This window comes from Micromonospora sp. CPCC 205546 (assembly GCF_036902715.1).
Taxonomy (GTDB): domain Bacteria; phylum Actinomycetota; class Actinomycetes; order Mycobacteriales; family Micromonosporaceae; genus Micromonospora.
On sequence record NZ_JBAKHL010000023.1, the window covers coordinates 16274 to 37392 of the forward strand.

At 74.6% G+C, this 21119-nt stretch carries 21 protein-coding genes; 18 read left to right on the forward strand and 3 right to left on the reverse strand.

Annotated features, from left to right (window positions below; translation table 11 throughout):
* Positions 1-36: 36 nt before the first annotated feature.
* The gene (gene mgrA, locus V6U77_RS13650; RefSeq protein ID WP_334606672.1) at positions 37-1032 is read right to left on the reverse strand and encodes an L-glyceraldehyde 3-phosphate reductase; all 996 of its coding nucleotides are present in this window, start codon (positions 1030-1032) and stop codon (positions 37-39) included.
* A 77-nt stretch (positions 1033-1109) separates the two neighbouring features.
* On the opposite strand from mgrA, the gene V6U77_RS13655 reads away from it, so the two are divergent.
* The 7 genes from V6U77_RS13655 to V6U77_RS13685 all read left to right on the forward strand — a co-directional run bounded on the left by V6U77_RS13655 (position 1110) and on the right by V6U77_RS13685 (position 9550).
* Complete coding sequence (locus tag V6U77_RS13655; RefSeq protein WP_334606673.1) at positions 1110-2078, forward strand: aldo/keto reductase; 969 nt, start codon at positions 1110-1112, stop codon at positions 2076-2078.
* Between the two features lie 131 nt (positions 2079-2209).
* A complete protein-coding gene (locus tag V6U77_RS13660) occupies positions 2210-3451 on the forward strand; it encodes a histidine kinase (RefSeq protein ID WP_334606674.1) in 1242 nt (413 codons plus the stop codon).
* Positions 3448-4116 (forward strand): response regulator transcription factor, encoded by a 669-nt coding sequence (locus tag V6U77_RS13665; protein WP_334606675.1) that lies wholly within the window; start codon positions 3448-3450, stop codon positions 4114-4116. The genes V6U77_RS13660 and V6U77_RS13665 overlap by 4 nt, the downstream gene beginning before the upstream one ends.
* 77 nt (positions 4117-4193) lie before the next feature.
* Complete coding sequence (locus V6U77_RS13670) at positions 4194-5270, forward strand: hypothetical protein (RefSeq protein ID WP_334606676.1); 1077 nt, start codon at positions 4194-4196, stop codon at positions 5268-5270.
* 62 nt (positions 5271-5332) lie between these two features.
* The gene (locus V6U77_RS13675; protein WP_334606677.1) at positions 5333-6796 is read left to right on the forward strand and encodes a magnesium chelatase; all 1464 of its coding nucleotides are present in this window, start codon (positions 5333-5335) and stop codon (positions 6794-6796) included.
* Positions 6797-6798: 2 nt separating this feature from the next.
* Positions 6799-8754, forward strand: coding sequence for a VWA domain-containing protein (locus tag V6U77_RS13680; protein ID WP_334606678.1), 1956 nt, complete (start codon positions 6799-6801; stop codon positions 8752-8754).
* Positions 8755-9085: 331 nt separating this feature from the next.
* Positions 9086-9550 (forward strand): hypothetical protein, encoded by a 465-nt coding sequence (locus V6U77_RS13685; RefSeq protein ID WP_334606679.1) that lies wholly within the window; start codon positions 9086-9088, stop codon positions 9548-9550.
* Between the two features lie 16 nt (positions 9551-9566).
* On the opposite strand, the gene V6U77_RS13690 is transcribed toward V6U77_RS13685, so the two are convergent.
* Complete coding sequence (locus V6U77_RS13690; RefSeq protein ID WP_334606680.1) at positions 9567-9851, reverse strand: DUF427 domain-containing protein; 285 nt, start codon at positions 9849-9851, stop codon at positions 9567-9569.
* Positions 9852-9959: 108 nt separating this feature from the next.
* On the opposite strand from V6U77_RS13690, the gene V6U77_RS13695 reads away from it, so the two are divergent.
* The 11 genes from V6U77_RS13695 (at position 9960) to V6U77_RS13745 (ending at position 19456) form a co-directional block, all read left to right on the forward strand.
* Positions 9960-11360, forward strand: coding sequence for an FAD-binding oxidoreductase (locus tag V6U77_RS13695; protein WP_334606681.1), 1401 nt, complete (start codon positions 9960-9962; stop codon positions 11358-11360).
* Positions 11357-12700, forward strand: coding sequence for a class I SAM-dependent methyltransferase (locus V6U77_RS13700; RefSeq protein ID WP_334606682.1), 1344 nt, complete (start codon positions 11357-11359; stop codon positions 12698-12700). Before V6U77_RS13695 ends, V6U77_RS13700 begins: the two co-directional genes overlap by 4 nt.
* A 113-nt stretch (positions 12701-12813) precedes the next feature.
* Positions 12814-13194, forward strand: a complete 381-nt coding sequence (locus tag V6U77_RS13705) for a hypothetical protein (RefSeq protein ID WP_334606683.1) — start codon at positions 12814-12816, stop codon at positions 13192-13194.
* Complete coding sequence (locus tag V6U77_RS13710; protein ID WP_334606684.1) at positions 13187-14059, forward strand: SRPBCC family protein; 873 nt, start codon at positions 13187-13189, stop codon at positions 14057-14059. Before V6U77_RS13705 ends, V6U77_RS13710 begins: the two co-directional genes overlap by 8 nt.
* A 95-nt stretch (positions 14060-14154) precedes the next feature.
* Positions 14155-14388 carry a zinc-ribbon domain-containing protein gene (locus tag V6U77_RS13715; RefSeq protein ID WP_334606685.1) on the forward strand — a complete coding sequence of 78 codons (234 nt, stop codon included), beginning with the start codon at positions 14155-14157 and terminating at the stop codon, positions 14386-14388.
* A gap of 9 nt (positions 14389-14397) precedes the next feature.
* Positions 14398-14571 carry a hypothetical protein gene (locus tag V6U77_RS13720; RefSeq protein ID WP_192581430.1) on the forward strand — a complete coding sequence of 58 codons (174 nt, stop codon included), beginning with the start codon at positions 14398-14400 and terminating at the stop codon, positions 14569-14571.
* A 57-nt stretch (positions 14572-14628) separates the two neighbouring features.
* Positions 14629-15102, forward strand: coding sequence for a hypothetical protein (locus tag V6U77_RS13725; RefSeq protein WP_334606686.1), 474 nt, complete (start codon positions 14629-14631; stop codon positions 15100-15102).
* A gap of 101 nt (positions 15103-15203) precedes the next feature.
* Positions 15204-16313: a hypothetical protein gene (locus V6U77_RS13730; protein ID WP_334606688.1), complete on the forward strand. Its 1110-nt coding sequence runs from the start codon at positions 15204-15206 to the stop codon at positions 16311-16313.
* Positions 16310-17911, forward strand: coding sequence for a hypothetical protein (locus tag V6U77_RS13735; RefSeq protein ID WP_334606689.1), 1602 nt, complete (start codon positions 16310-16312; stop codon positions 17909-17911). The genes V6U77_RS13730 and V6U77_RS13735 overlap by 4 nt, the downstream gene beginning before the upstream one ends.
* Positions 17912-18386: 475 nt before the next feature.
* Positions 18387-19145 carry a MerR family transcriptional regulator gene (locus V6U77_RS13740; RefSeq protein WP_334606690.1) on the forward strand — a complete coding sequence of 253 codons (759 nt, stop codon included), beginning with the start codon at positions 18387-18389 and terminating at the stop codon, positions 19143-19145.
* Between the two features lie 26 nt (positions 19146-19171).
* Complete coding sequence (locus tag V6U77_RS13745; RefSeq protein WP_334606691.1) at positions 19172-19456, forward strand: putative quinol monooxygenase; 285 nt, start codon at positions 19172-19174, stop codon at positions 19454-19456.
* 9 nt (positions 19457-19465) lie between these two features.
* Here V6U77_RS13745 and V6U77_RS13750 read toward each other — a convergent pair whose 3' ends face one another.
* Entirely contained in the window at positions 19466-20989 is a 1524-nt protein-coding gene (locus V6U77_RS13750) for a gluconokinase (RefSeq protein ID WP_334606692.1), read from the reverse strand.
* Positions 20990-21119 lie beyond the last annotated feature (130 nt).

The window sequence follows — 21119 nt, forward strand, 5'->3', positions numbered from 1 at the left end:
GCGTCGCCGTAGGCCCTCCACTGAGGCCGTCGCGGCTCAGCCGAGGTGGCGCTCGATCTCGGCCAGCTCGTCGGGGCCGAGGTCGAGGTTGTCGAGGGTGGCGACGTTCGCCTCCAACTGCGCCACGCTGCTCGCCCCGATGATCAGGCTCGTCATCCGCGGGTCGCGCAGCGCCCAGGCGAGCGCGAGCTGGGCCAGCGACTGCCCGCGCCGCTCGGCGACCGCGCCGAGCGCCCGGATGGTGGCCATCCTCGCCTCGCCGAGGTCGCTCTCGCTGAGGAAGGCGCTGGTGCGCACCCGGGAGTCCGCCGGGATGCCACCCAGGTAGCGGTCGGTGAGCAGACCCTGGGCGAGCGGGCTGTACGCGATGCAGCCCGCGCCGACGCGCTCCAGCGTGTCCAGTAGGCCGTCGGACTCCGTCCAGCGGTTGAACATCGAGTACGACGGCTGGTTGATCAGCAGCGGCGTACCCAGGTCACGCAGGATCGCGGCGGCCCGCTCGGTCTGCGCCGAGTCGTAGTTGGAGACGCCGACGTAGAGCGCCTTGCCGGCCCGCACGACGGCGTCCAGGGCGCCCATCGTCTCCTCCAACGGGGTGTCCGGGTCGAAGCGGTGCGAGTAGAAGATGTCGACGTGGTCCAGCCCGAGGCGGCGCAGCGACTGCTCCAGCGAGGAGACCAGGTACTTGCGTGAGCCCCACTCGCCGTACGGGCCGGGCCACATGAGGTGTCCGGCCTTGGTGGAGACGACCAGCTCGTCCCGGTACGCCCTCAGGTCGGTGGCGAGCATCCGGCCGAAGTTCTCCTCGGCGGCGCCCGGCGGCGGCCCGTAGTTGTTGGCGAGGTCGAAGTGGGTCACGCCGAGGTCGAAGGCGCGGCGGACGACGTCCCGCTGCCGCTCGTACGGCCGGTCCGGTCCGAAGTTGTGCCACAGCCCGAGCGAGATCGCGGGCAGTCGCAGCCCGCTGCGCCCGCTGCGCCGGTAGGTCATCTGGTCGTAGCGCTCATCGGCGGCGAGGTAGGTCACGGCCACCGACCCTATCCCCGCCGGTGGCGGGCGTGCGCGGCGAACGGGCCTGCGACGACGGACACCGGGGTAGTTTCGGGACCATGCGTCTCGTCCCGCTCGACACCCCCAAGCCCCTGTCCAAGATCGGCCTCGGCACCTGGCAGTTCGGGTCCCGGGAGTGGGGCTACGGCCCCGAGTACGAGCGCCGGGCCGCCGACATCGTCCGGCGCGCCGTCGACCTCGGGATCACCGTCTTCGACACCGCCGAGCTGTACGGCTTCGGCCGCAGCGAGCGGATCCTCGGGGAGGCGCTCGGCGCGGACCGGCCGAAGGTCGTGCTCGCCACCAAGATCCTGCCGATCCTGCCGATCGCCCCGGTGGTGCAGCAGCGGGCGGTCGCCTCGGCCGCCCGGCTCGGCGTCACCCACCTCGACCTCTACCAGGTGCACCAGGCCAACCCGCTGGTCGCCGACCACACCACCATGCGCGGCATGCGCGCCCTGCAGGACGTGGGGCTGGTCGGCGAGGTCGGCGTCAGCAACTACAGCCTGCGCCGGTGGCAGGTCGCCGAGGCGGCGCTCGGTCGGCGGGTGCTGAGCAACCAGGTCCGCTACAGCATGATCGACCGTGGGCCCGAGCACGACCTGCTGCCGTACGCGAAGCAGGCCGGCCGCGTCGTCATCGCGTACAGCCCGCTCGCCCAGGGCTTCCTGTCCGGCCGGTACGACGCGAAGAACCCGCCGAGCGGGGCGGTACGCCGGGCCAACCCGTACTTCCTGCCGGAGAACCTGGAGCGCGGCGCCACGCTGATCGACACCCTGCGGCAGGTGGCCGACGCGCACGACGCCACCCCCAGCCAGATCGCCCTGGCCTACCTGCTGCGCCACCCGAACGTGCTGGCCATCCCCGGCGCGTCCAGCGTGGAGCAGGTGGAACGCAACGCGGCGGCCGCCGACATCGACCTGACCGACGACGAACACGCCGCCCTCGCCCGGGTGGCCAGGGAGTTCCGCCCGATCACCGGGCTCGCGGCGGCGCCCCGCCTGCTCCGGTCCCGGATCGGCCGCTGACCCCGCAGCCGGGCTGACCGCGGCCGAGCTGACCGGCCCGACCGGGCCGCGCCGGGGGCAGTCGTCGCCCGGCCGTCGATCTCCCCGACGCGAGGGAGTCGGCGCGGGCGTGAGCGGGACAGAATGGACGGGTGAAGCCCCGCACGGTCGTCGCCCCGCTGGTGGCCGCCAGCACCTGGCGGCGCGGGGTGTTCCTGCTGCTCGGCGGGGTGCTCGCGCTGCCGTACGCGCTGCTCGCGGTGGCCTTCGCCCAGATGCTGACCCGCTCGGACGTACCCCGGCCGCTGGTGCTGGCCCTGCTCGGCGTCGCGGCGACCATCGCGGCGGTCCCGGTCTTCCTCGACGGCCCCCGCGCGTTGGAGATCGCCGCCGCGCGGGCCCTGCTCGGCGTCGACCTGCCGGACCCGGCGCCCGGGCACGCCGCCGACCGGGAGACCCGGCTGCGCTCGGCGCTGTGGATCGCGCTGCACCTGGTCAGCGGCGGGCTCGTGGTGGCCGCCCTGTTCAGCGCCGTGCCGATGGCGCTGGCCTTCATCGGGCAGCAGTTCGGCCTCGACACCGGGATGACCGGCGGCGACCGGTTCGGGCCGCTCGACGGCCGGGACACCGGCTGGCTGACCCTCGCCGGGATCGTCGTGCTGGTGGCGCTCGGCTACGCCGTGGCCGGGCTGGGCGCGCTGGCGGTGTCGATGGCCCCGGTGCTCCTCGGCCCCGCCCAGGCGGAGCGGATCGCGGCACTGGAGGCGCGCACCACCCGGCTCGCCGAGCGCAACCGGCTGGCCCGCGAACTGCACGACTCGGTGGGCCACGCCCTCACCGTCGCCACCCTGCAGGCCGGCGCCGCCCGCGAGCTGCTCGACCGGGACCCGGAGTTCGTCCGGCGCGCGCTGGGCGCGATCGAGGAGGCCGGGCGGACCGCCATGGACGACCTCGACCACGTGCTGGGGCTGCTCCGCGAGCCCGACGGCCGGCCGGTCACGCCGGCGCCGCAGCGTACGCTCGCCGACCTGGACCGGCTGGTGGCCGACACCCGCGCGGCCGGCCTGCCGGTCGACACCCGGCGCACCGGCGACCCGGCCGACCTGCCGGCGGCGGTCTCCCGGGAGGGCTACCGGATCGTCCAGGAGGGGCTGACCAACGCGGCCCGGTACGGCCGGGGGCCGGTCACGCTGCGCCTCGACGTGGACGCCGACGCGCTGGAGCTGGAGCTGGACAACGCGCTGGGCCGGCGCCACGGCGACCCGGGGCGGGGCGGCCGGGGCCTCGACGGGATGCGGGAACGGGTGCTGCTGCTCGGCGGCCGGCTGAGCGTCGGGCCGGACGGTGACCGCTGGCGCATCCGGGTGCGACTGCCGTTCGAAAGGACCCCATGACGACCGGGACCGCGACGACCACGGGCGTGCTGATCGTCGACGACGACGAACTGATCCGGGTCGGGCTGCGGGCGATCCTCGACGCCCAACCCGACCTGCGGGTGCTCGGCGAGGCCGCCGACGGCGCGGAGGTGCCGCCGCTGGTCGCCCGGCTGCGTCCGCAGGTGGTGCTGATGGACGTGCGGATGCCCGGCATCGACGGCATCCAGGCGACCCGGCGGCTGCTCGCCACCTCCGCCGACCCGCCCCGGGTCCTGGTGGTGACCACGTTCGCCAACGACGAGTACGTCTACGACGCGCTGCGCGCCGGAGCCAGCGGGTTCCTGCTCAAGCGGGCCCGGCCCGCCGAGGTGGTGGAGGCGGTCCGGGTGGTCGCCCGGGGCGAGTCCCTGCTCTTCCCCGCCGCCATCCGCCGCCTCGCCGGGGCGTACGGGGGGCGGGGCGCCGACCGGCTGGCCGCCGCCCGGCTCACCGACCGGGAGGCCGAGGTGCTCCGGCTGATGACAACCGGCCTGTCCAACCCGGAGATCGCCGCGCACCTGGTGGTCGGCGTGGAGACCGTGAAGACCCACGTCGGCAACGTGCTGGCCAAGCTCGGCGTCCGCGACCGCACCCAGGCGGTGATCGCCGCGTACGAGTCGGGGTTCGTCACCCCGTCGGGCTGAACTCTCCCTCCCGTGGGGGAGCCGGTTCACCGCCGCACGGGAGGGCGTACGCGGCCCGTCGGCCGAGGCTGGGAAGCATGACGACGACCACCGCTCCCACCCACCGCACGGCCCCGGGCCGGCCGGACCGGCTCGCCCCGCTGGCCGCCGGCTGGCTCGGCCTCTGGGGCCTGCTCGCCCTGGTCAGCGCCATCACCGGCGCCGGCTACCCGTTCGGGGCGAACGATCCGCGCGGCGGCGAGGCCAACCTGCTCCGGCTGGTCCCGACCGACGTCGGGCCACCCCTGTTCGCCGTGCTGCTGCTCGGCGCCGCGGTGGCCGCGCTCGCCATGACCGGGCCGGCCCGCCGCCCGGCCCGACCGCTGCGCACCCTGCTGCTGGCGTACGCCTGGACGGTCGCCTTCCTGCTCGCCGTCGTCGTGCCGGACGTGGAGGTGCTGACCATCCTCGGCTACACCCCGATCCTGATCGTCGGCGCGCCGTTCGGCTGGCCGCCGGTGGACTACGCCGACGTGTTCACCTGGGCGCTGTTCGCCCGGTTCGCCGCCGTGGTGGGCGGGGTGCTGCTGGCCGGGGCGGTGCTGCGCTGGCAGCGGCGCATCGCCGACGCCTGCCCGGCGTGCGGGCGCGACGGCACCGACCACGGCCGGACCACGCCCGCCCCGGCGACCCGCTGGGGGCGCGTGGCGGCCTGGACCGCGGCCACCATCCCCGCCCTGTACGCGGTCACCCGGCTCGCCTGGGCGCTCGGCGTCCCGCTCGGCATCGAACGGTCGTTCCTCGACGAGATGCGCGAGTCCGGGCTGGTCTGGGCGGGCGCCGGGCTGGGCGGCTTCGCCCTGGTGGGCGCGGTCCTCACCCTCGGGCTGGTGCAGCGCTGGGGGGAACGGTTCCCGCGCTGGATGGTGGGCCTGGCGGGGCGGCCGGTGCCGGTCGGGCTGGCCGTCGTCCCGGCGACGCTGGTCGCGGTGGCGGTCACCGCGGCGAGTCTCGGCCTGCTCGCCAGCCCCGACTTCTGGGACCTCTCCGCCGGGCTCAGCCTGGCCACCGCCCCGATGCTGCTCTGGCCGCTCTGGGGCGTCGCGCTGGGCGTCGCCACGTACGCGTACCACCTGCGTCGCCGGGGCGCCTGCCGCCGCTGCGGGCGCGGCTGAACCGTCCCGTCGAGGGGGGTGCCCGGTCGAGGGACCTGGCACCCCCGTCGGTGTGAGCTAGCGTGGTTGGGGTGACTGCGCCTTTCCCGGTTACCCCGGCCCCACCGACCGACCTGCCCGGCTCGCTCGGCGAGCTGCGGGCGGCCGGCCACGCGTACCGCACGGTCAAGCAGGAACTCCGCGACAACCTCCTGACCCGGATGCGGTCCGGAGCCGACCGCTTCCCCGGCATCGTCGGCTACGACGACACCGTGCTGCCCGAGGTCGAGCGGGCCCTGCTCGCCGGGCACGACATGGTGCTGCTCGGCGAGCGGGGCCAGGGCAAGACCCGGCTCATCCGCTCGCTCGTGGGCCTGCTCGACGAGTGGACCCCGGTGATCGTCGGCTCGGTGCTCAACGAGCACCCGATGCACCCGCTCACCCCGGGCTCGCGGGCGCTGGTCGCCGAGGCCGGCGACGACCTGCCGGTGGCCTGGCTGCACCGCTCGATGCGTTACGGCGAGAAGCTCGCCACCCCGGACACCAGCGTCGGCGACCTGATCGGCGACGTCGACCCGATCCGCATCGCCCAGGGGCGCACCCTCGGCGACCCGGAGACCATCCACTTCGGCCTGGTCCCGCGCACGAACCGGGGCATCTTCGCCGTCAACGAGCTGCCCGACCTGGCCGAGCGGATCCAGGTGGCGCTGCTCAACGTGCTGGAGGAGCGCGACATCCAGGTCCGCGGCTACCAGCTGCGGCTGCCGCTGGACCTGTTCCTGGTGGCCAGCGCCAACCCGGAGGACTACACCAACCGGGGCCGGATCATCACTCCGCTGAAGGACCGCTTCGGCGCCGAGGTCCGCACCCACTACCCGGTCGACCTCGACCTGGAGCTGGCCCTGATCCGGCAGGAGGCCGACCTGGTCGCCGAGGTGCCGGAGCACGTGCTGGAGGTTCTCGCGCGGTTCGCCCGCGCGGTGCGCGAGTCGCCCTCGGTCGACCCGCGTTCCGGGGTCTCCGCCCGGTTCGCCATCGCCGCCGCCGAGACGGTCGCCGCCGCCGCGCTGCGCCGCGCCGGACTGCTCGCCGCCACCGAGCCGGCCGAGGGGGCGCGCCCGGAGGCGCCGGTCGCCCGGGTCGGCGACGCGGTGCCGGTGACGTCGACCCTGCGCGGGAAGGTCGAGTTCGAGAGCGGCGAGGAGGGGCGGGAGGTCGAGATCCTCGGCCACCTGCTGCGGACGGCGACCGCCGAGACGTTCCGGGCCCGGCTGGCCGGACTGGACCTCTCCGGCTTCACCGCCCTCGTCGACGCCGACGCGACGATCGAGACCGGGGAGCTGGTCGGCTCCGCCGAGCTGCTGCGCCAGGTGGGCACCGTCCCCGGGCTCGCCAAGGCCCTCGACCGGCTGGGGCTGGGCGACGCGCCCAGCCCCGAGCAGGCCGCCGCCGGCGTGGAGTTCGTCCTGGAAGGGCTGCACCTGACCCGCCGGCTCGGCAAGGACGTCACCGACTCCGGCCGGACCCGCTACGGCGGCCGGGCCTGAGCATGGCGGGCGACCGGTTCCGGTACGGGCAGTGGCGTGGCGGCCCCGACCCGCTCGCGCCCCCGTACGACGTGCGGGGGGCGGTGGACGCCGTCGGCGCCGAGGTGCTGGCCGGCGGCAGCCTCCGGGAGGCGCTGCGCGGCCTGCTGCGGCAGGGACCCCGGGGGCGCGGCGGCCTCGACGAGCTCGCCGCCCGGGCCAGGCGGCTGCGTCGGGAGGCGCTGCGTCGGGGCGACCTGGACGGGGCGGTCACCCGGGCCCGGGCCCTGCTCGACCAGGCGCTCGCCGCCGAGCGGGACGAGCTGCGCGGGCGCGGTGACGACGACGCGCGGTTCGCCGAGGCGGTGCTGGACAACCTGCCCCGCTCGACGGCCCGGGCCGTGGAGGAGCTGACCGGATACCGGTGGAGCAGTGACGAAGCCCGCCGCACCTACCAGCGGATCCTCGACGGGCTGCGCGACGACGTGCTCGGCCAGCGCTTCGCCGGGCTGCGCGACGCGGTGCGGGCCTCGGCGGACCCGGCCGCGCAGCAGCGGCTGGCCGAGATGATGCGCGACCTCAACGACCTGCTCGCCCGGCACTCCCGGTCGGAGGACACCACCGACGCCTTCGCCGAGTTCATGCGCCGGCACGGGGCGTTCTTCCCGGAGCAGCCGGCCGACGTCGACGAGCTGGTCGACGTGCTGGCCCGGCGGTCGGCCGCCGGCGAGCGGCTGATGCGTTCGCTGTCGGACCGCCAGCGCGAGGAACTGGCCGGCCTCATGCGGCAGTCGCTCGGCGACCGGCTCGCCGGGGAGCTGTCCGCGCTGGACGCCAACCTGCGCGCGCTCCGCCCCGACCTGCACCGGGGCCCGGGTGAGCGGGTGCGCGGCGAGCGGCCGCTCGGCTACGGGGAGGCCGCCGGCGCGCTCGGCGAGATCGCCGAGCTGGACGAGCTGCTGGACCAGCTGGACCAGGAGCACCCGGGGGCGACCCTGGACGACGTCGACGTCGACGCGGTGGCCCGGACGCTGGGCCGCGACGCCGCCGACGACGTACGCCGGCTGCGGGAGCTAGAGCGGGAGCTGCGCCGGCAGGGCTGGGTGAGCCGGGACGCCGACGGGCTGACCCTGAGCCCGAAGGCCCTGCGCCGCCTCGGCGGCACGGCGCTGCGGCGGGTCTTCGCGGACCTGACGGCCGGGCCGCGCGGCCAGCACGACCTGCGCACGGCGGGCGCCGCCGGCGAGGTCAGCGGCGCCTCCCGGCCCTGGGAGTACGGCGACGAGCAGCCCCTCGACGTGGTGCGGACGCTGACCCGGGCGGTCGGTCGCGCCGGCTCCGGTGTGCCGGTGCGGCTGGCCGTCGAGGACTTCGAGGTGGTCGAGACCGAGCGGCGGGCTTCGGCGGCCGTGGTGCTCTGCGTCGACCTGTCCTACTCGATGATCTCCCAGGGCCGGTGGGGCCCGATGAAGCAGACCGCGCTGGCGCTGGCGCACCTGATGGCCACCCGGTTCCCGCAGGACGCGTTGCAGATCGTCGGCTTCGGCCTGGAGGCGCTGCCGCTGACCCAGCAGGAGCTGGCCGCCGTCGAGCCCGACCTGCGGCAGGGCACGAACCTCCAGCACGCGCTGCGGCTGGCCGCCCGGCACCTGCGGCGGCACCCGGACGCCGAGCCGGTGGTGCTGGTGGTCACCGACGGGGAGCCGACCGCCCACCTGGACCCGGACGACGGTGAGGCGCTGTTCCACTGGCCGCCGCTGCCGGAGACGATCGAGGCGACCGTACGCGAGGTGGACCGGCTGACCCGCTACGGCGCCACGCTCAACCTGTTCATGCTCGGCGACGATCCCGGCCTGCGCCAGTTCGTCGACGCCGTGGCCCGCCGCTCGAAGGGTCGTATGTTCACGCCGGACCTGGAGGACCTCGGCGAGTACGTGGTCTCCGACTACCTGCGCACCCGCCAGTCCCGGCGCCGCTGACCTGGGCGGATCCGACGCGCTGACCTGGGCGGATCCGGCGGACCGAGCGGCTACGCCCGTGGCCAGGCTTGGTGGAGCACTGCTTCGGTGGAGAGCCGGTCCGGCGGAGGCCCCGGCCGATGGGTGAAGGGCCCGGGAAGGTCTGCCGACGCTCGGGCGCCGGGGGTTCCCCTGTGGCCGCCGCTCCCGGTCCCATCGACGGGGCAGCTCGCCAGCGCCCGGTCAGCCCTCCCGCCGGTGGCGTCCCGGCACGCTTCCGGGCGGTCCCTTCCGGGTGAACCCGCCGCTGGAACTCCGGGCCGGACAGCGCGTGCCGGGATTGACTGGGCGCATGGACAGCGGGGCGTTGCGGGAGGCGTACGAGGCGGTGCTCGCGGAGGTCGACGCGGGTGGGTTCGGGCCGCCGCCGGCCGGGCAGCTCAGCGCCGAGCAGATCGTCGCCCACCTCGCCGCCAACGACGAACTGATGACCGAGGCGACCGAGGCGGTCATCGCCGGCTCGCCGTTCGCCTACTACGACCTGGAGACCATCCACCGCCCCCAGGTGGACGCGTTGGTCGTCTCGTGCGGCGGGCTGGCCGGGCTGGCCACCCTGCTGCGGGCCACCAGCCAGAAGCTCTGCGCCCTGACCGAGCGGCTCGGCGCGGCGGCGCAGACCCCGGTCGACACCCATCTGCGGGAGGGCTTCGACCTCGTCGTCGACGAGCCGCTGCCCTGGGGCCGCACCCTCGACCTGCACGCCCGCGTCCACCTGCCGAAGCACCTGGCCCAGCTGCGCATGCTGCGCGCCGGCTGAGTCCGCGCGAGGCCTCTCAGTCGACGATCCGGACGTCCTTCCAGAAGGCGACCCGGTCGCGGACCATCTCCGCCTCCGGCTTCGGCTCGGGGTAGTACCAGACCGCGTCGGCGCTGCTGCGGCCGTCGTGTTCCAGCGTGTAGTAGGACGCGGTGCCCTTCCACGGGCAGACGGTGTGCGTGTCGGAGTCCCGGATCAGGTCGGCGCGCAGGGCGGCGCGCGGAAAGTAGTGGTTCCCCTCGACCAGCACGGTGTCGTCGCTCTCGGCCACGACCAGGTCGTTCCAGACGGCTTTCGGCATGGCTCCACGCTATGCCGCCGCCACCGCGCCGGCCAGTCGTCCGGCCACGTCGCGGGCGCGCCCCGGCGCGTCCCACGGCGTGAGCCTCCCGGCGCGTACAGTGATCGCATGTGTGCGGTCCGTGTGGATCAGCATCCGGTCGACCACGACGGTGCGGTGGCCCGGTTGCGCCGGTCGTACGCGGCGGTGCCCGCGGGCGCACCGGTGCGGCTCGCCAAACGCACCTCCAACCTGTTCCGCCCCCGGTCCGTCACGCGCGCGCCGGGCCTGGACGTCAGCGGGCTCACCGGCGTGCTCGCCGTCGACCCGGTCGCCCGCACGGCCGACGTGCAGGGCATGTGCACCTACGAGGACCTGGTCGACGCGACCCTGCCACACGGGCTGATGCCGCTGGTGGTGCCGCAGCTGCGCACCATCACCCTCGGCGGGGCGGTGACCGGGCTCGGCATCGAGTCGACCTCGTTCCGCAACGGCCTGCCGCACGAGTCGGTGCGCGAGATGGATGTGCTCACCGGGGCCGGCGAGATCGTCACCGCCCGCCCCGACGGCGAGCACGCCGACCTCTTCGCGGCGTTCCCCAACTCGCTGGGCAGCCTCGGCTACGCCACCCGGCTGCGCATCGAACTCCAGCCGGTACGCCGCTCCGTGGTCCTGCGCAACGTCCGGTTCACCCGGCTGGAGGCCCTCGCCGACGCCCTCGCCGAGGTCACGGCGACCCGGTCCTGGGCCGGCGAGGCGGTCGACGCGATGGACGGGGTCATGTTCAGCCCCGGCGAGGCGTACCTGGTGCTCGGCGGCTTCACCGACGACGCGCCGCCGGCCAGCGACTACACGGGCCAGGGCATCTACTACCGCTCGCTGCGCCGGCGCACGCACGACGCACTGACCACGTACGACTATCTCTGGCGCTGGGACACCGACTGGTTCTGGTGCTCGGCGGCGTTCGGTGTGCAGCACCCGGTGGTGCGACGGGTCTGGCCGGCGCGGTGGCGGCGCAGCGACGTCTACCACCGGCTGGTCCGGCTGGAGCACCGGCACGGCGTGGCCGCCCGGATCGACCGCCTGCGCGGCCAGCCGGCGCGGGAGCGGGTCGTGCAGGACGTGGAGATCCCGCTGGAGCGGACGGCGGAGTTCCTGCGCTGGTTCGCCGGCGCCGTCGGGATGACCCCGGTGTGGCTCTGCCCGCTGCGGCTGCGTGAGCCGTCCGGCCCCGGATCGGGTCGGGCCTGGCCGCTGTATCCGCTCCGGCCCGGACAGAACTACGTGAACATCGGCTTCTGGGGCAGCGTGCCGATCGCGCCGGGCGCCGCCGACGGTGACGTCAACCGGGCGATCGAGCGCATGGTGTCGGAGCTGGGCGGCCACAAGTCGCTCTACTCCGACGCGTACTACGACCGGGAATCCTTCGACCGGCTCTACGGCGGCGCGACGTGGCGCGCGGTGAGGGACCGCTACGACCCGGACCAACGGCTCACCGGACTGTACGAGAAGGCGGTAGCACGAGCATGAGCCTGACCGATCGAGACCAAGGGGCGGCGAGCGCTCCCGCCGGCCCGCCGGCGGGGAGCCGGCGCCCGGGTCCGACCGTGGCGGACGTCGTCCGCGCACTGACCACCGGCGCCCTGCCGGTGCGGATCACCGGGTACGACGGCAGCGCGGTGGGCCCGGCCGACGCCGGGATCACCCTGTCGATCCGTACCGAGCGGGGCCTGACGTATCTGCTCACCGCCCCGGGCGACCTGGGCATGGCCCGGGCGTACGTCGGGGGCGACCTGGCGTTGCAGGGGGTGCACCCGGGCGACCCGTACGAGGCGTTGCGGGTGCTCAAGGACGAGCTGCGGCTGCGTACGCCGTCGCTGGCCGAGGGGCTGGCCCTCGTGCGCGGGTTGGGCTGGGAGCGGCTGATGCCGCCGCCGCCCCCGCCGCAGGAGGCGCAGCCGCGCTGGAAGCGCCTGGTGAACGGGCTGCGGCACTCCCGCACCCGGGACAGCACCGCGATCTCCCACCACTACGACGTCTCGAACGCCTTCTACGAGAGGGTGCTCGGCCCGTCGATGACGTACACCTGCGCGCTCTTCCGCTCGCCCGACGAGACGCTGGAGCAGGCACAGGCGGCCAAGTACGACCTGGTGGCGCAGAAGCTGGCGCTGCGGGCCGGGATGCGGTTGCTCGACGTGGGCTGCGGCTGGGGCGGCATGGTCCGGCACGCGGCCCGCGAGTACGGCGTGAAGGCGCTCGGGGTGACCCTGTCCCGGGCGCAGGCCGAGTGGGCCCGGGCGGCCATCGAGCGGGAGGGGCTGACCGGCCTGGCCGAGGTGCGCCACCTGGACTACCGGGACGCGCCGCGCGAGCAGTTCGACGCGGTCTCCTCGATCGGCCTGACCGAGCACATCGGGGTGCGCAACTACCCGGCCTACTTCGGCGCCCTGCGAAACCGGCTGCGGCCGGACGGTCGGCTGCTCAACCACTGCATCACGCGGGCCGACAACCGCGCGCCGCACCGCTCGGGCGCGTTCATCGACCGGTACGTCTTCCCCGACGGGGAGCTGGCCGGCCCGGGGCGCCTGGTCGGCGAGATCCACGACGTCGGGCTGGAGGTGCAGCACGAGGAGAACCTGCGGCTGCACTACGCGCTGACCCTGGCCGCCTGGTGCCGCAACCTCGCGGCGCACTGGGACTTCTGCGTCTCGGAGGTGGGGCCGGGCACGGCCCGGGTGTGGGGCCTCTACATGGCCGGGTCCCGGCTGGCCTTCGAGCGCAACGGCATCCAGCTGCACCAGGTGCTGGCCACCCGCAACGGCCCGGAGGGGGCGAGCGGCTACCCGCTGCGCCCCGACTGGCTGCCCTGAGCCGCGTCCGACAGCCGCGCCGACCATCGGCGCGGCTGTCGTCGGTCGCCACCCGGCTGGAGCAGACGCCGCAGCGCGTCTACTACCACGTCAAGCAGCTCGTCGCCGCCGGGTTGGTCGAGCTGGTCAGCGAGCGCAAGGTTCGGGGCATCACCGAGGGCATCTACCAGGCCGCCGCCCGGTCCTACTGGCTGTCCCCCCGGCTGGTCGGCCGGATCGGCCTGCGTCGGGCCCGCGACGAGCTGAGCCTCGGCCACCTGCTGGACCTGATGGAGGAGGTCCAGGCGGACGTCGCCGCGCTGGACCGCGCCGCCCCCGAGCTCCCCTCGATCGGGGTCGCCGGCGAGATCCGGGTGCCGCCGGAGCTTCGCCCGCAGTTCCTGCACGACCTGCAGACCGCTCTGCAGGACCTGTTCACACGCTACGGCGGCGCCGAGGGCGACGCCTTCAAGCTCGCCGTGGCCTGCTATCCGAAGGGGAAAGAACGTGACTGAACCGATGAGGCTGCCCGTCCGTCTCGCCGCGCCGGCGGAGGCCGTCCGCCGCGCCCTGACCGACCCGGCCGAGCTGCGCGTCTGGCTGGCCGAGCACGCCGAGGTCGAGCTGCCGAGACGGTACGAGTTCTGGGGCCGGCACACGCCCGGGGGCGACGCGCCGCACCAGCGCCTGCTGCACGCCGACGACGACACGCTGCGCTTCGCCTGGCTGCTCGAAGGGGTGGAGACCACCACCGAGTTCGCCCTGCGCGCCGAGGGTCCCGAGACCACGGTGCTGACGCTGACCCAGAGCCACTTCGACTTCGCCGAGGCGATGAGCGGCAGCACCATCCGGGGCGTGCTCCAGACGTTCTGGAGCCTGTCGCTGGCCAACCTGGCCGCCCACCTGGAAGGGCAACCGCTGCTGCCGAAGGTCGACTTCACCTCCGCCGAGATGCGCGGCGAGCTGCTGATCGACGCGCCGACGGCGAAGGTGTTCGAGTCGCTGACCGACTCCGCGCAGGCCAGCGCCTGGTTCGGCTACCCGATCGGCATCGAGCCCTGGGTCGGCGGCCGCTACGCCATGGGCGGCTTCGAGCACGGCTACGCGGCCAAGGTCGTCGACCTGGAGCCGGGCCGGAAGCTGTCGGTGGACTGGGGGCCGACGGGCGTCACCACCTGGGAGCTGGCCGAGTCGCAGGGGAGGACGAAGCTGACCTTCGTGCAGTCCGGCTTCGACGAGCAGCACCCCCCGTACGGGGCCTGGGCCGGGTCGGTCTCGGGGCTGTTCGAGCTGCGCCGCTTCCACGAGATGGAGAACTGGCAGCCGATCTGGCTCCCCGCCGAGGTGCCGGGCCTGGAGCCCGTGAAGACGACGAGCTGACGTAGGCGTACCGGGCGCGGTCCCCCCGTGGGCCGCGCCCGGAACCGGTCGGAATCGCAGGTGATAGTCGGGCCCCGGGTGGGTACTGACGGGCGATGTTCTTCATCTTCGGCCTCCGCACCAAGGTCAGCCAGTCCGGCGTGGTGCAGCAGGTCTGCCGCAACTGCCGTAACCACGCCGCTCAGGTGGTCACGCGCCGGTCGACGCGGTTCAGCCTGTTCTTCGTGCCGATCATCCCGATCCGCACCCGCTACGTGCAGCAGTGCACCTTCTGCGGCGCCCAGTACGACATCTCCCGCTCGGACGCCGAGCGCCTCCCGGTCGGCTGAACCCCACCGATGGCCCGCTTCCTCTGCTGGCTGATCGGCCGCCAGCCCGCCGTGCCCGCGCCCGTGCACACGGTCTCCCGGCCGCCGTGCACCCCGGGACGCCGTCGCCGTCGCCGCGACCGCCGGCCGCTGGCCGGCACCGCCCTGCCCCGCTCGCCCTGGAACCGCTCCGCCGGGCGCTGACCGGTTCGTGATCCGCAGGCTCTCGGCAGACTGGTAGGGCCGTGCCAGGATGTGGCGGTGTCGTACCCCCCTCACCCGTCGTACCCGCACCTGCCCGGCCCCGTGACGCCGATGGTGTACCCCCATCCGATCGCGCCCCCGCCCGGCTACGCGGTGCTCTGCGTCTCCGTCAACCGGGGCCCGTACATGGTGCCCGCCCCCGCCACGAGCAAGCTCAAGATCGACGGTCAGGTCGTGCCGATCCCCGGTGAGGGCACCTGGTACATGGTGATCCCGCCCGGGCCGCACGACATCCGCTACACCGACTTCATGAGCTTTCCGCTGATCACCACCGCGCTGGTCGCCCAGCCGGGGGCGGCGCACCACCTGGCGTTCCGCTTCGGCGGTTGGCGCAACCGTGTCCACGACGCGTACGGCACCGACGTGACGAAGTTCGGGCTCTGGTCGAACTACAGCATCGCGCTGGTCACGTTGGCGGTCTTCGGGCTGATCTGCTGCGGTGTCCTGGGGCCGTTCGCCACCACGCTCTGATCCGGTCGCGCCCGGCCCGGCCCCGCCGCCGGAGATCGTCGCCCCCGTCGGTCGGGGCGGCGCCCGGCGCCCGTCGCAGGGACCGCCTATCGTGGCGGATCGTGACGAGCACCGAGGAACGACTGGCCGCGATCCGCGGCGGCGTGCCACCGAGGCGGCACAACGCGCGCACCATCGCCGCGCTGACCGGCAACCCGGGCTGCACCCGGCGGGCCGTGCTGGACGGCGCCGGGGTGGACAAGCCGAAGCTGGCCGAGCGGATCGGGTTCCCCGCCCGGTTCGGGCAGTCCCGGTTCGCCATCACCCGGGGCAACGCCTTCGAGGCGCAGGTCAAGGCCGACGGCGGGGTCGAGTTGCTGCGGCTGGTCGCCGAGCGGTTGGGCGTACCGGTGCCGGCCGCGGCGAGCTGGACGGACCTCGGTGACGGCGTCGAGGACGACACGGCCGCCCGGCACCGGCGCTCCGCCGCGATGCTGACGGGCGCCACCCCCGGCGGAGCCGACGACACCGCCGCCCTGTTCGACCATCCGCTGCTCGGGCTGGACGTCGCCGGCCGCCGGGTGCACCTGGAGCCGGACATGGTCGCCGCCCGGCTCGCCGGCCGGTTCCACGTCGTCGAGATCAAGTCGTTCCCGGTGGTCGACGGCCAGGCCGACCCGGCCAAGGTCTCCGGCGCCGCGATCCAGGCCGCCGTCTACGTGCTGGCCCTGCGGGAGCTGCTCGCCGCCGCCGGCCACGACCCGGAGCTGGTGTCGCACGACGCGGTGCTGGTCTGCCCGCGGGACTTCGCCAACCAGCCGGTGGCCAGCCTGGTCGACGTGCGCAAGCAACTGCTGGTGCTGCGTCGCCAGCTCGACCGGATGGCCCGGCTCGACGCGCTGCTGGCCGCTGTGCCCGAGGACTTCACCGCCGACCTGACGACCGAACCCGCGGCGCTGCTGGCCGCGCTGTCGCGGGTGCAGGCCCGCTACGCGCCCGACTGCCTGGCGGCCTGTGAGCTGGCGTACTTCTGCCGGCACGAGGCGCGCGGGCACACCGGGGCCCTGGGCCGGCCGGTCCGCGAGGCGCTCGGCGGGATCGCGGAGGTCGGCGAGGTGCTGGCGCTGGCCGCCGGCGAGCGGTCGCCGGAGCCCGGGCAGGAGGAGGCCGCCGCGCTGCTGCGGGCCGCTGCCCGGCTGCGCGCCGACGCCCTCACCGGGACCCCCGCATGAGCACGTTGCGCGCGCTGGCCCGGGCCCAGGCGCTCGCCGCCGGGGTGGCCCAGCCGGTCGCCACCGTCCGGCACCTGCACCTGTCCGGACGCCCGCTGGTGCTGGTGCCGCTGGCGATGGCCGGCGAGGCGAACGCGCCGCTGGCCGCGCTGGTCGGCGACGCGCCGGACGCGGCGCGGCTGCTGGTCGTGCCGCAGCCCCGCAACCGCGACCAGCGGTTCGCGTTCGCCGCCGAGCTGGCCGGGACCGTGCTGCCCTACCTGGACGGGTTCCGGGGCGTCTCCGAGGCGGTGCCGACCGACCGGGGCCGGGACGTGCGGTACCGCCACGTCGACGCCCCGCAACTGCTGGTGCCGAACCCCGCCGGGATCACCTTCCTGCGGCTGCTCGGCCGCTCCACCCGTTTCCGTCGCCCCGACGGGGACTATCCGGTGCACCCGTCGGTGCCGGTGCTCGGGCGCTGGCTGACCTTCTTCGCCGAGCGGGCCGAGCACCCCGGGTCGTCGGCGCTGCTGGCGATGACCGACGCGCTGAGCCTGCACTGGGCCACCGGGCAGAGCGTGGTGGAGGACCTGCACCTGCCGGCGCTGCTGGGCTGGATCGATCCGCCCGCCGGGCTGACCGGCGTCGAGGCGGCGGCCCGGGCCGAGGACCCGGCGATCTGTCCACCCGCCGGCCCGGCCACCGACCCCGACTTCGACAACCACCGGCTCGCCCCGGCCGTCGCCGCGTACGCCGCCGCCGAGGACGACCCGGTCGCGCTCGCCGGGGCGTACACGGAGCTGGAAGGGCTGCTGCGCGACCAGCTCGCGCCCACCTGGGAGCTGATGTGGCGCGGCGTGGGGCTGCTGCGCGGCCTGCCCCCGGGCGCCCGGGTGGCCGGCCGGTGGGACGGCGACAAGGATGCCTTCACCGGCTACGCCGAACACGTCGACGCCGGCGGAGCGCCGCAGCCCCGCCGGGACGGGGCGGTCGCCGCCGCCCAGCGGCTGCACCGGCTGGAACGGGCCCTGACCTCCTACGCCGTGCAGCGCGCCTACGACGACCCGCTGGTGATGGCGGAGCACCGGCTGACCGGGGAGGCGTTCGTCGGAGAGGTGACCCTGGCGGACCCGAAGCGGGTGGACGACACCGGCAAGCGGCCGGTGCTGCGTCCCCGGATCCAGCTCGTCACCACCGAGCCGGTGCCGATGCCGCTCGGCGCGGCGTTGTACTCGCCGGCCCGGCCGACGCAGAAGGCCCGGGTGGTCTTCGTGACCCCCGCCGCGGACGGCAAGACCGAGGTGGTGCTGGAGCTGTCGGGTGGGATGGGCCGGGGGCTGACCGCGCCGCCGGGCAGCGTGCCGGAGGTGGGGGAGCGGCTCTGCTACACCACCCTGTCGGACGCGTTCATGCCGGCGGGGGCGTTCCCCGCCGTCGAGGAGACGCCGTGGACCCACGGGGGACCGCCGGCGCCCGTGCCGCCCGGCTCCGACCCCGGCCCCGACCCCGGCTCCGGCTCCGGCCCCGACTCCGGCTCCGGCTCCGGCGCCGGGGAGCGCGTGGTCGCGGGCCCTCTGTCGCCCCTGGACGGCGATCCCGGCGAGGATTGGGCCTGACCCGCCGTCGCTCCCATCCTCGCCGCCGCCGAGGGCTCGGATCGGCTCCCGCCGCCGCTCCCGCGCCAGCGGGGGCCGTGACCCGCAATCACTCCGAGTGACTTAAGGTGACCGCTGACGCGGACCCGTCTCGTCGCTTTGCTCTGCATCCACCGACGCACCAGTTACGTTGCGTGAACGGTCCTGAACCGCGCCGGAACACATCGCTGCTGCTCAGTGCCCGTGGTGCGGTCAGGAATGCAGAGCAAAGGGCCTGCGGGTGGACCCCGCGCCCCGCCATGCTGTGACGTTGAGTGACGGGATGCGGGTCGCCACTCAACGTGATGGTCGGGTGGGTGCGGGCCGCGGGTCCGCCCCGGGCCGACGCTCCGAACGCGCTCGACAGCGGCGCTCGGGCACCGCCCGCGGGACAGAATCCGGCTTGACCCTCACGTAACGGCAGGCGCGAGCCTCGTTGGTGGAAGGGAGGGAAACCATGGCCTACACGGTGGGACAGGTGGCGAAGGCGGCCGGCGTGACCGTGCGGACGCTGCACCACTACGACGAGATCGGACTGCTCTCGCCCAGCGGGCGCAGCGGCACGGGCTACCGGCACTACGACGACGCCGACCTGGAGCGGTTGCAGCACATCCGCTACTACCGGGAGCTGGGGTTCCCGCTGGAGGAGATCGCCGCGATCCTCGACGACCCGGCGAGCGACCCGGCGGCGCACCTGCGCCGCCAGCACGAGCTGCTGTCCGTACGGATCAGGAAGCTCCAGGAGATGGTCGCGGCGATCGAGTTCGCGATGGAGGCGAGCAAGTTGAACATCCCACTCACCCCGCAGGAGCGGTTCGAGGTCTTCGGCGACTTCGACCCGGACGCGCACACCGAGGAGGTCGAGCAGCGCTGGGGCGACACCGACGCGTACCGCCAGTCGAACGAGCGGGTCTCCCGCTACACGAAGGACGACTGGCTGCGGAACAAGGCCGAGAACGAGGACTGGGCGCGGCGGTTCGTCGAGGTGATGTCCTCCGGGGCACCCGCGGACGGGCCGGCGGCGATGAACCTGGCCGAGGAGCACCGGCAGCTCATCAGCCGCTGGTTCTACGACTGCCCGATCGAGCTGCACACCTGTCTGGCCGACATGTACGTGTCGGACGAGCGGTTCACCGCGTACTTCGAGACGATCACACCGGGGATGGCCGCGTACCTGGGTGAGGCCATCCACGCCAACGCGATCACCCGCGCCTGAGGCGCGGCCGTCCCCGGAGGTCAGCAGTGCTCATCGTCGCCGGCAGTCTCTACGTCGACCCGGACCAGCGGGACGCCTACCTCGCCGACTGCGTGGAGGTCGTCCGGCAGGCCCGGTCCGCGCCGGGCTGCGTCGACTTCGCGATCTGTGCGGACCTGGTCGAGCCCGGCCGGATCAACGTCTACGAGCGCTGGGAGTCCGATGAGCAACTGCTCGACTTCCGGGGATCCGGCCCCGCCGAGGAACAGACGGTGGCGATCCGCGGCGCGGAGGTGCACCGCTACCTGATCTCCGGCGTCGAGGCGCCCTGAGGGGCCGCCTCACTCCGGCGACAGGCCCGGAGCGAGTCGGCGCAGCGAGGTGAACGTGGGGACCAGCGCGTCGTACAGCTCGCTGAACAGCGGCAACAGGGCGGCGTACGTGGCGGCGGCGGCCGGGTCGGGGTACGCCGTCTGCTCGATGCGCACCAGGTCGGCGGCGACGTCGACGGAGGGGATCAGCCCCAGCGCCTGCATGCCGAGCAGCGCCGCGCCGAAAGCGGAACCCTCGTGCCCCACGGGGAAGCGCACCGGCACCCCGAGCACGTCGGCCAGCATCTGCCGCCACAACGGGCTGCGCGAGAAGCCGCCGCCGGCGCGGATCTCGCGCACCTCGTTGCCGGCGGCCCGCACCGAGGCCAGCACCAGCGCCAACTGCTGACAGACGCCCTCCAGCGCGGCCCGCACCAGATGCGCGCGGCGGTGCCCGTTGGTCAGCCCCACGTACGCCCCGCGCGGCAGCGCGCTCCAGTGCGGGGCGCGCTCGTGGAGCAGGTACGGCAGCATGATCAGACCGCCGGAGCCGACCGGCGCCCGGGCGGCCAGCGCCAGCAGTTCCTCCTCGGCGTCCTCGCCCAGTTCCGGGGCGAGCGCCTCGCCGACCCACTCCAGCACGATGCCGCCGTTGTTGATCGCCCCACCGACCACCCAGCGCCGTTCGGTCAGCGCGTAGCAGAACACCCCGCCGAGCGGGTCGACGCCGGGCTGCTCCACCATCACCCGCATCGCGCCGCTGGTGCCGATCGAGCAGGCCATCACGCCTGGGGCGACCGCGCCGAGCCCGAGGTTGGCCAGCGGGCCGTCCCCGGCGCCGACGACGACCCTCGTGTCCCGGGGCAGCCCGGTGGCCGCGGCGGCCTCGGCGGTGAGGCCGGGCAGCACGGTGGTCGTGGGCACCAGCTCCGGCAACTGCATCGCGGTGATCTCGGCGAGCCCCAGTGCCTCGGGATCCCAGTCGAGCTGACCCAGGTCCATCAGTCCGGTGGCCGAGGCCACCGAGTGGTCGGTCACCAGCGCGTCGCACAGCCGCAGCAGCACCCAGTCCTTGACGCCCACCCAGTACGCGACCCGTCCGAACAGCACCGGCTGCTGCTCGGCGAACCACAGCAGTTTCGGCAGCGGAGCCATCGGGTGCACAGGGGTGCCGGTGCGGCGGTGCAGCGCCAGCCCGGACGGGGCGGCGCGCAGCCGCTCGGCCTGCCGGCTGGCCCGCGAGTCCGCCCAGGTGACCGACGGGGTGAGCGGGTGACCGTCCGGGTCCAGGCCCATCAGGCTGTGCATCGCCGTGCCGAAGGAGAGCCCGGCGACCGGCCGGCCCAGCTCCGCCACGACCGTACGGACCGACTCCAGCACCGCCGCGTGGATGTGCCGCGCGTCCTGCTCGGCGTAGCCGGGGTGCGGCTCGTCGAGCGGGTAGCCCACCGAATGGCGGGCGAGCCGCACACCGTCCACGTCGTACGCGACCGCCTTGGTGCTGGTGGTGCCGATGTCGACGCCGATCACCACCGGGCGCAGCGGGTCGCCCACCGGTCCCACCCCCTCGCTGGCCCTGGGTGCCGCCGACGTTACCCAGCGTCCGGGTGGTCCGTAGGGGGAACAACCCGGTTTCCCGGTCGGGTCTTCCTCGGCACGCCCGCGCCGGGCAAGAATGCCGGTC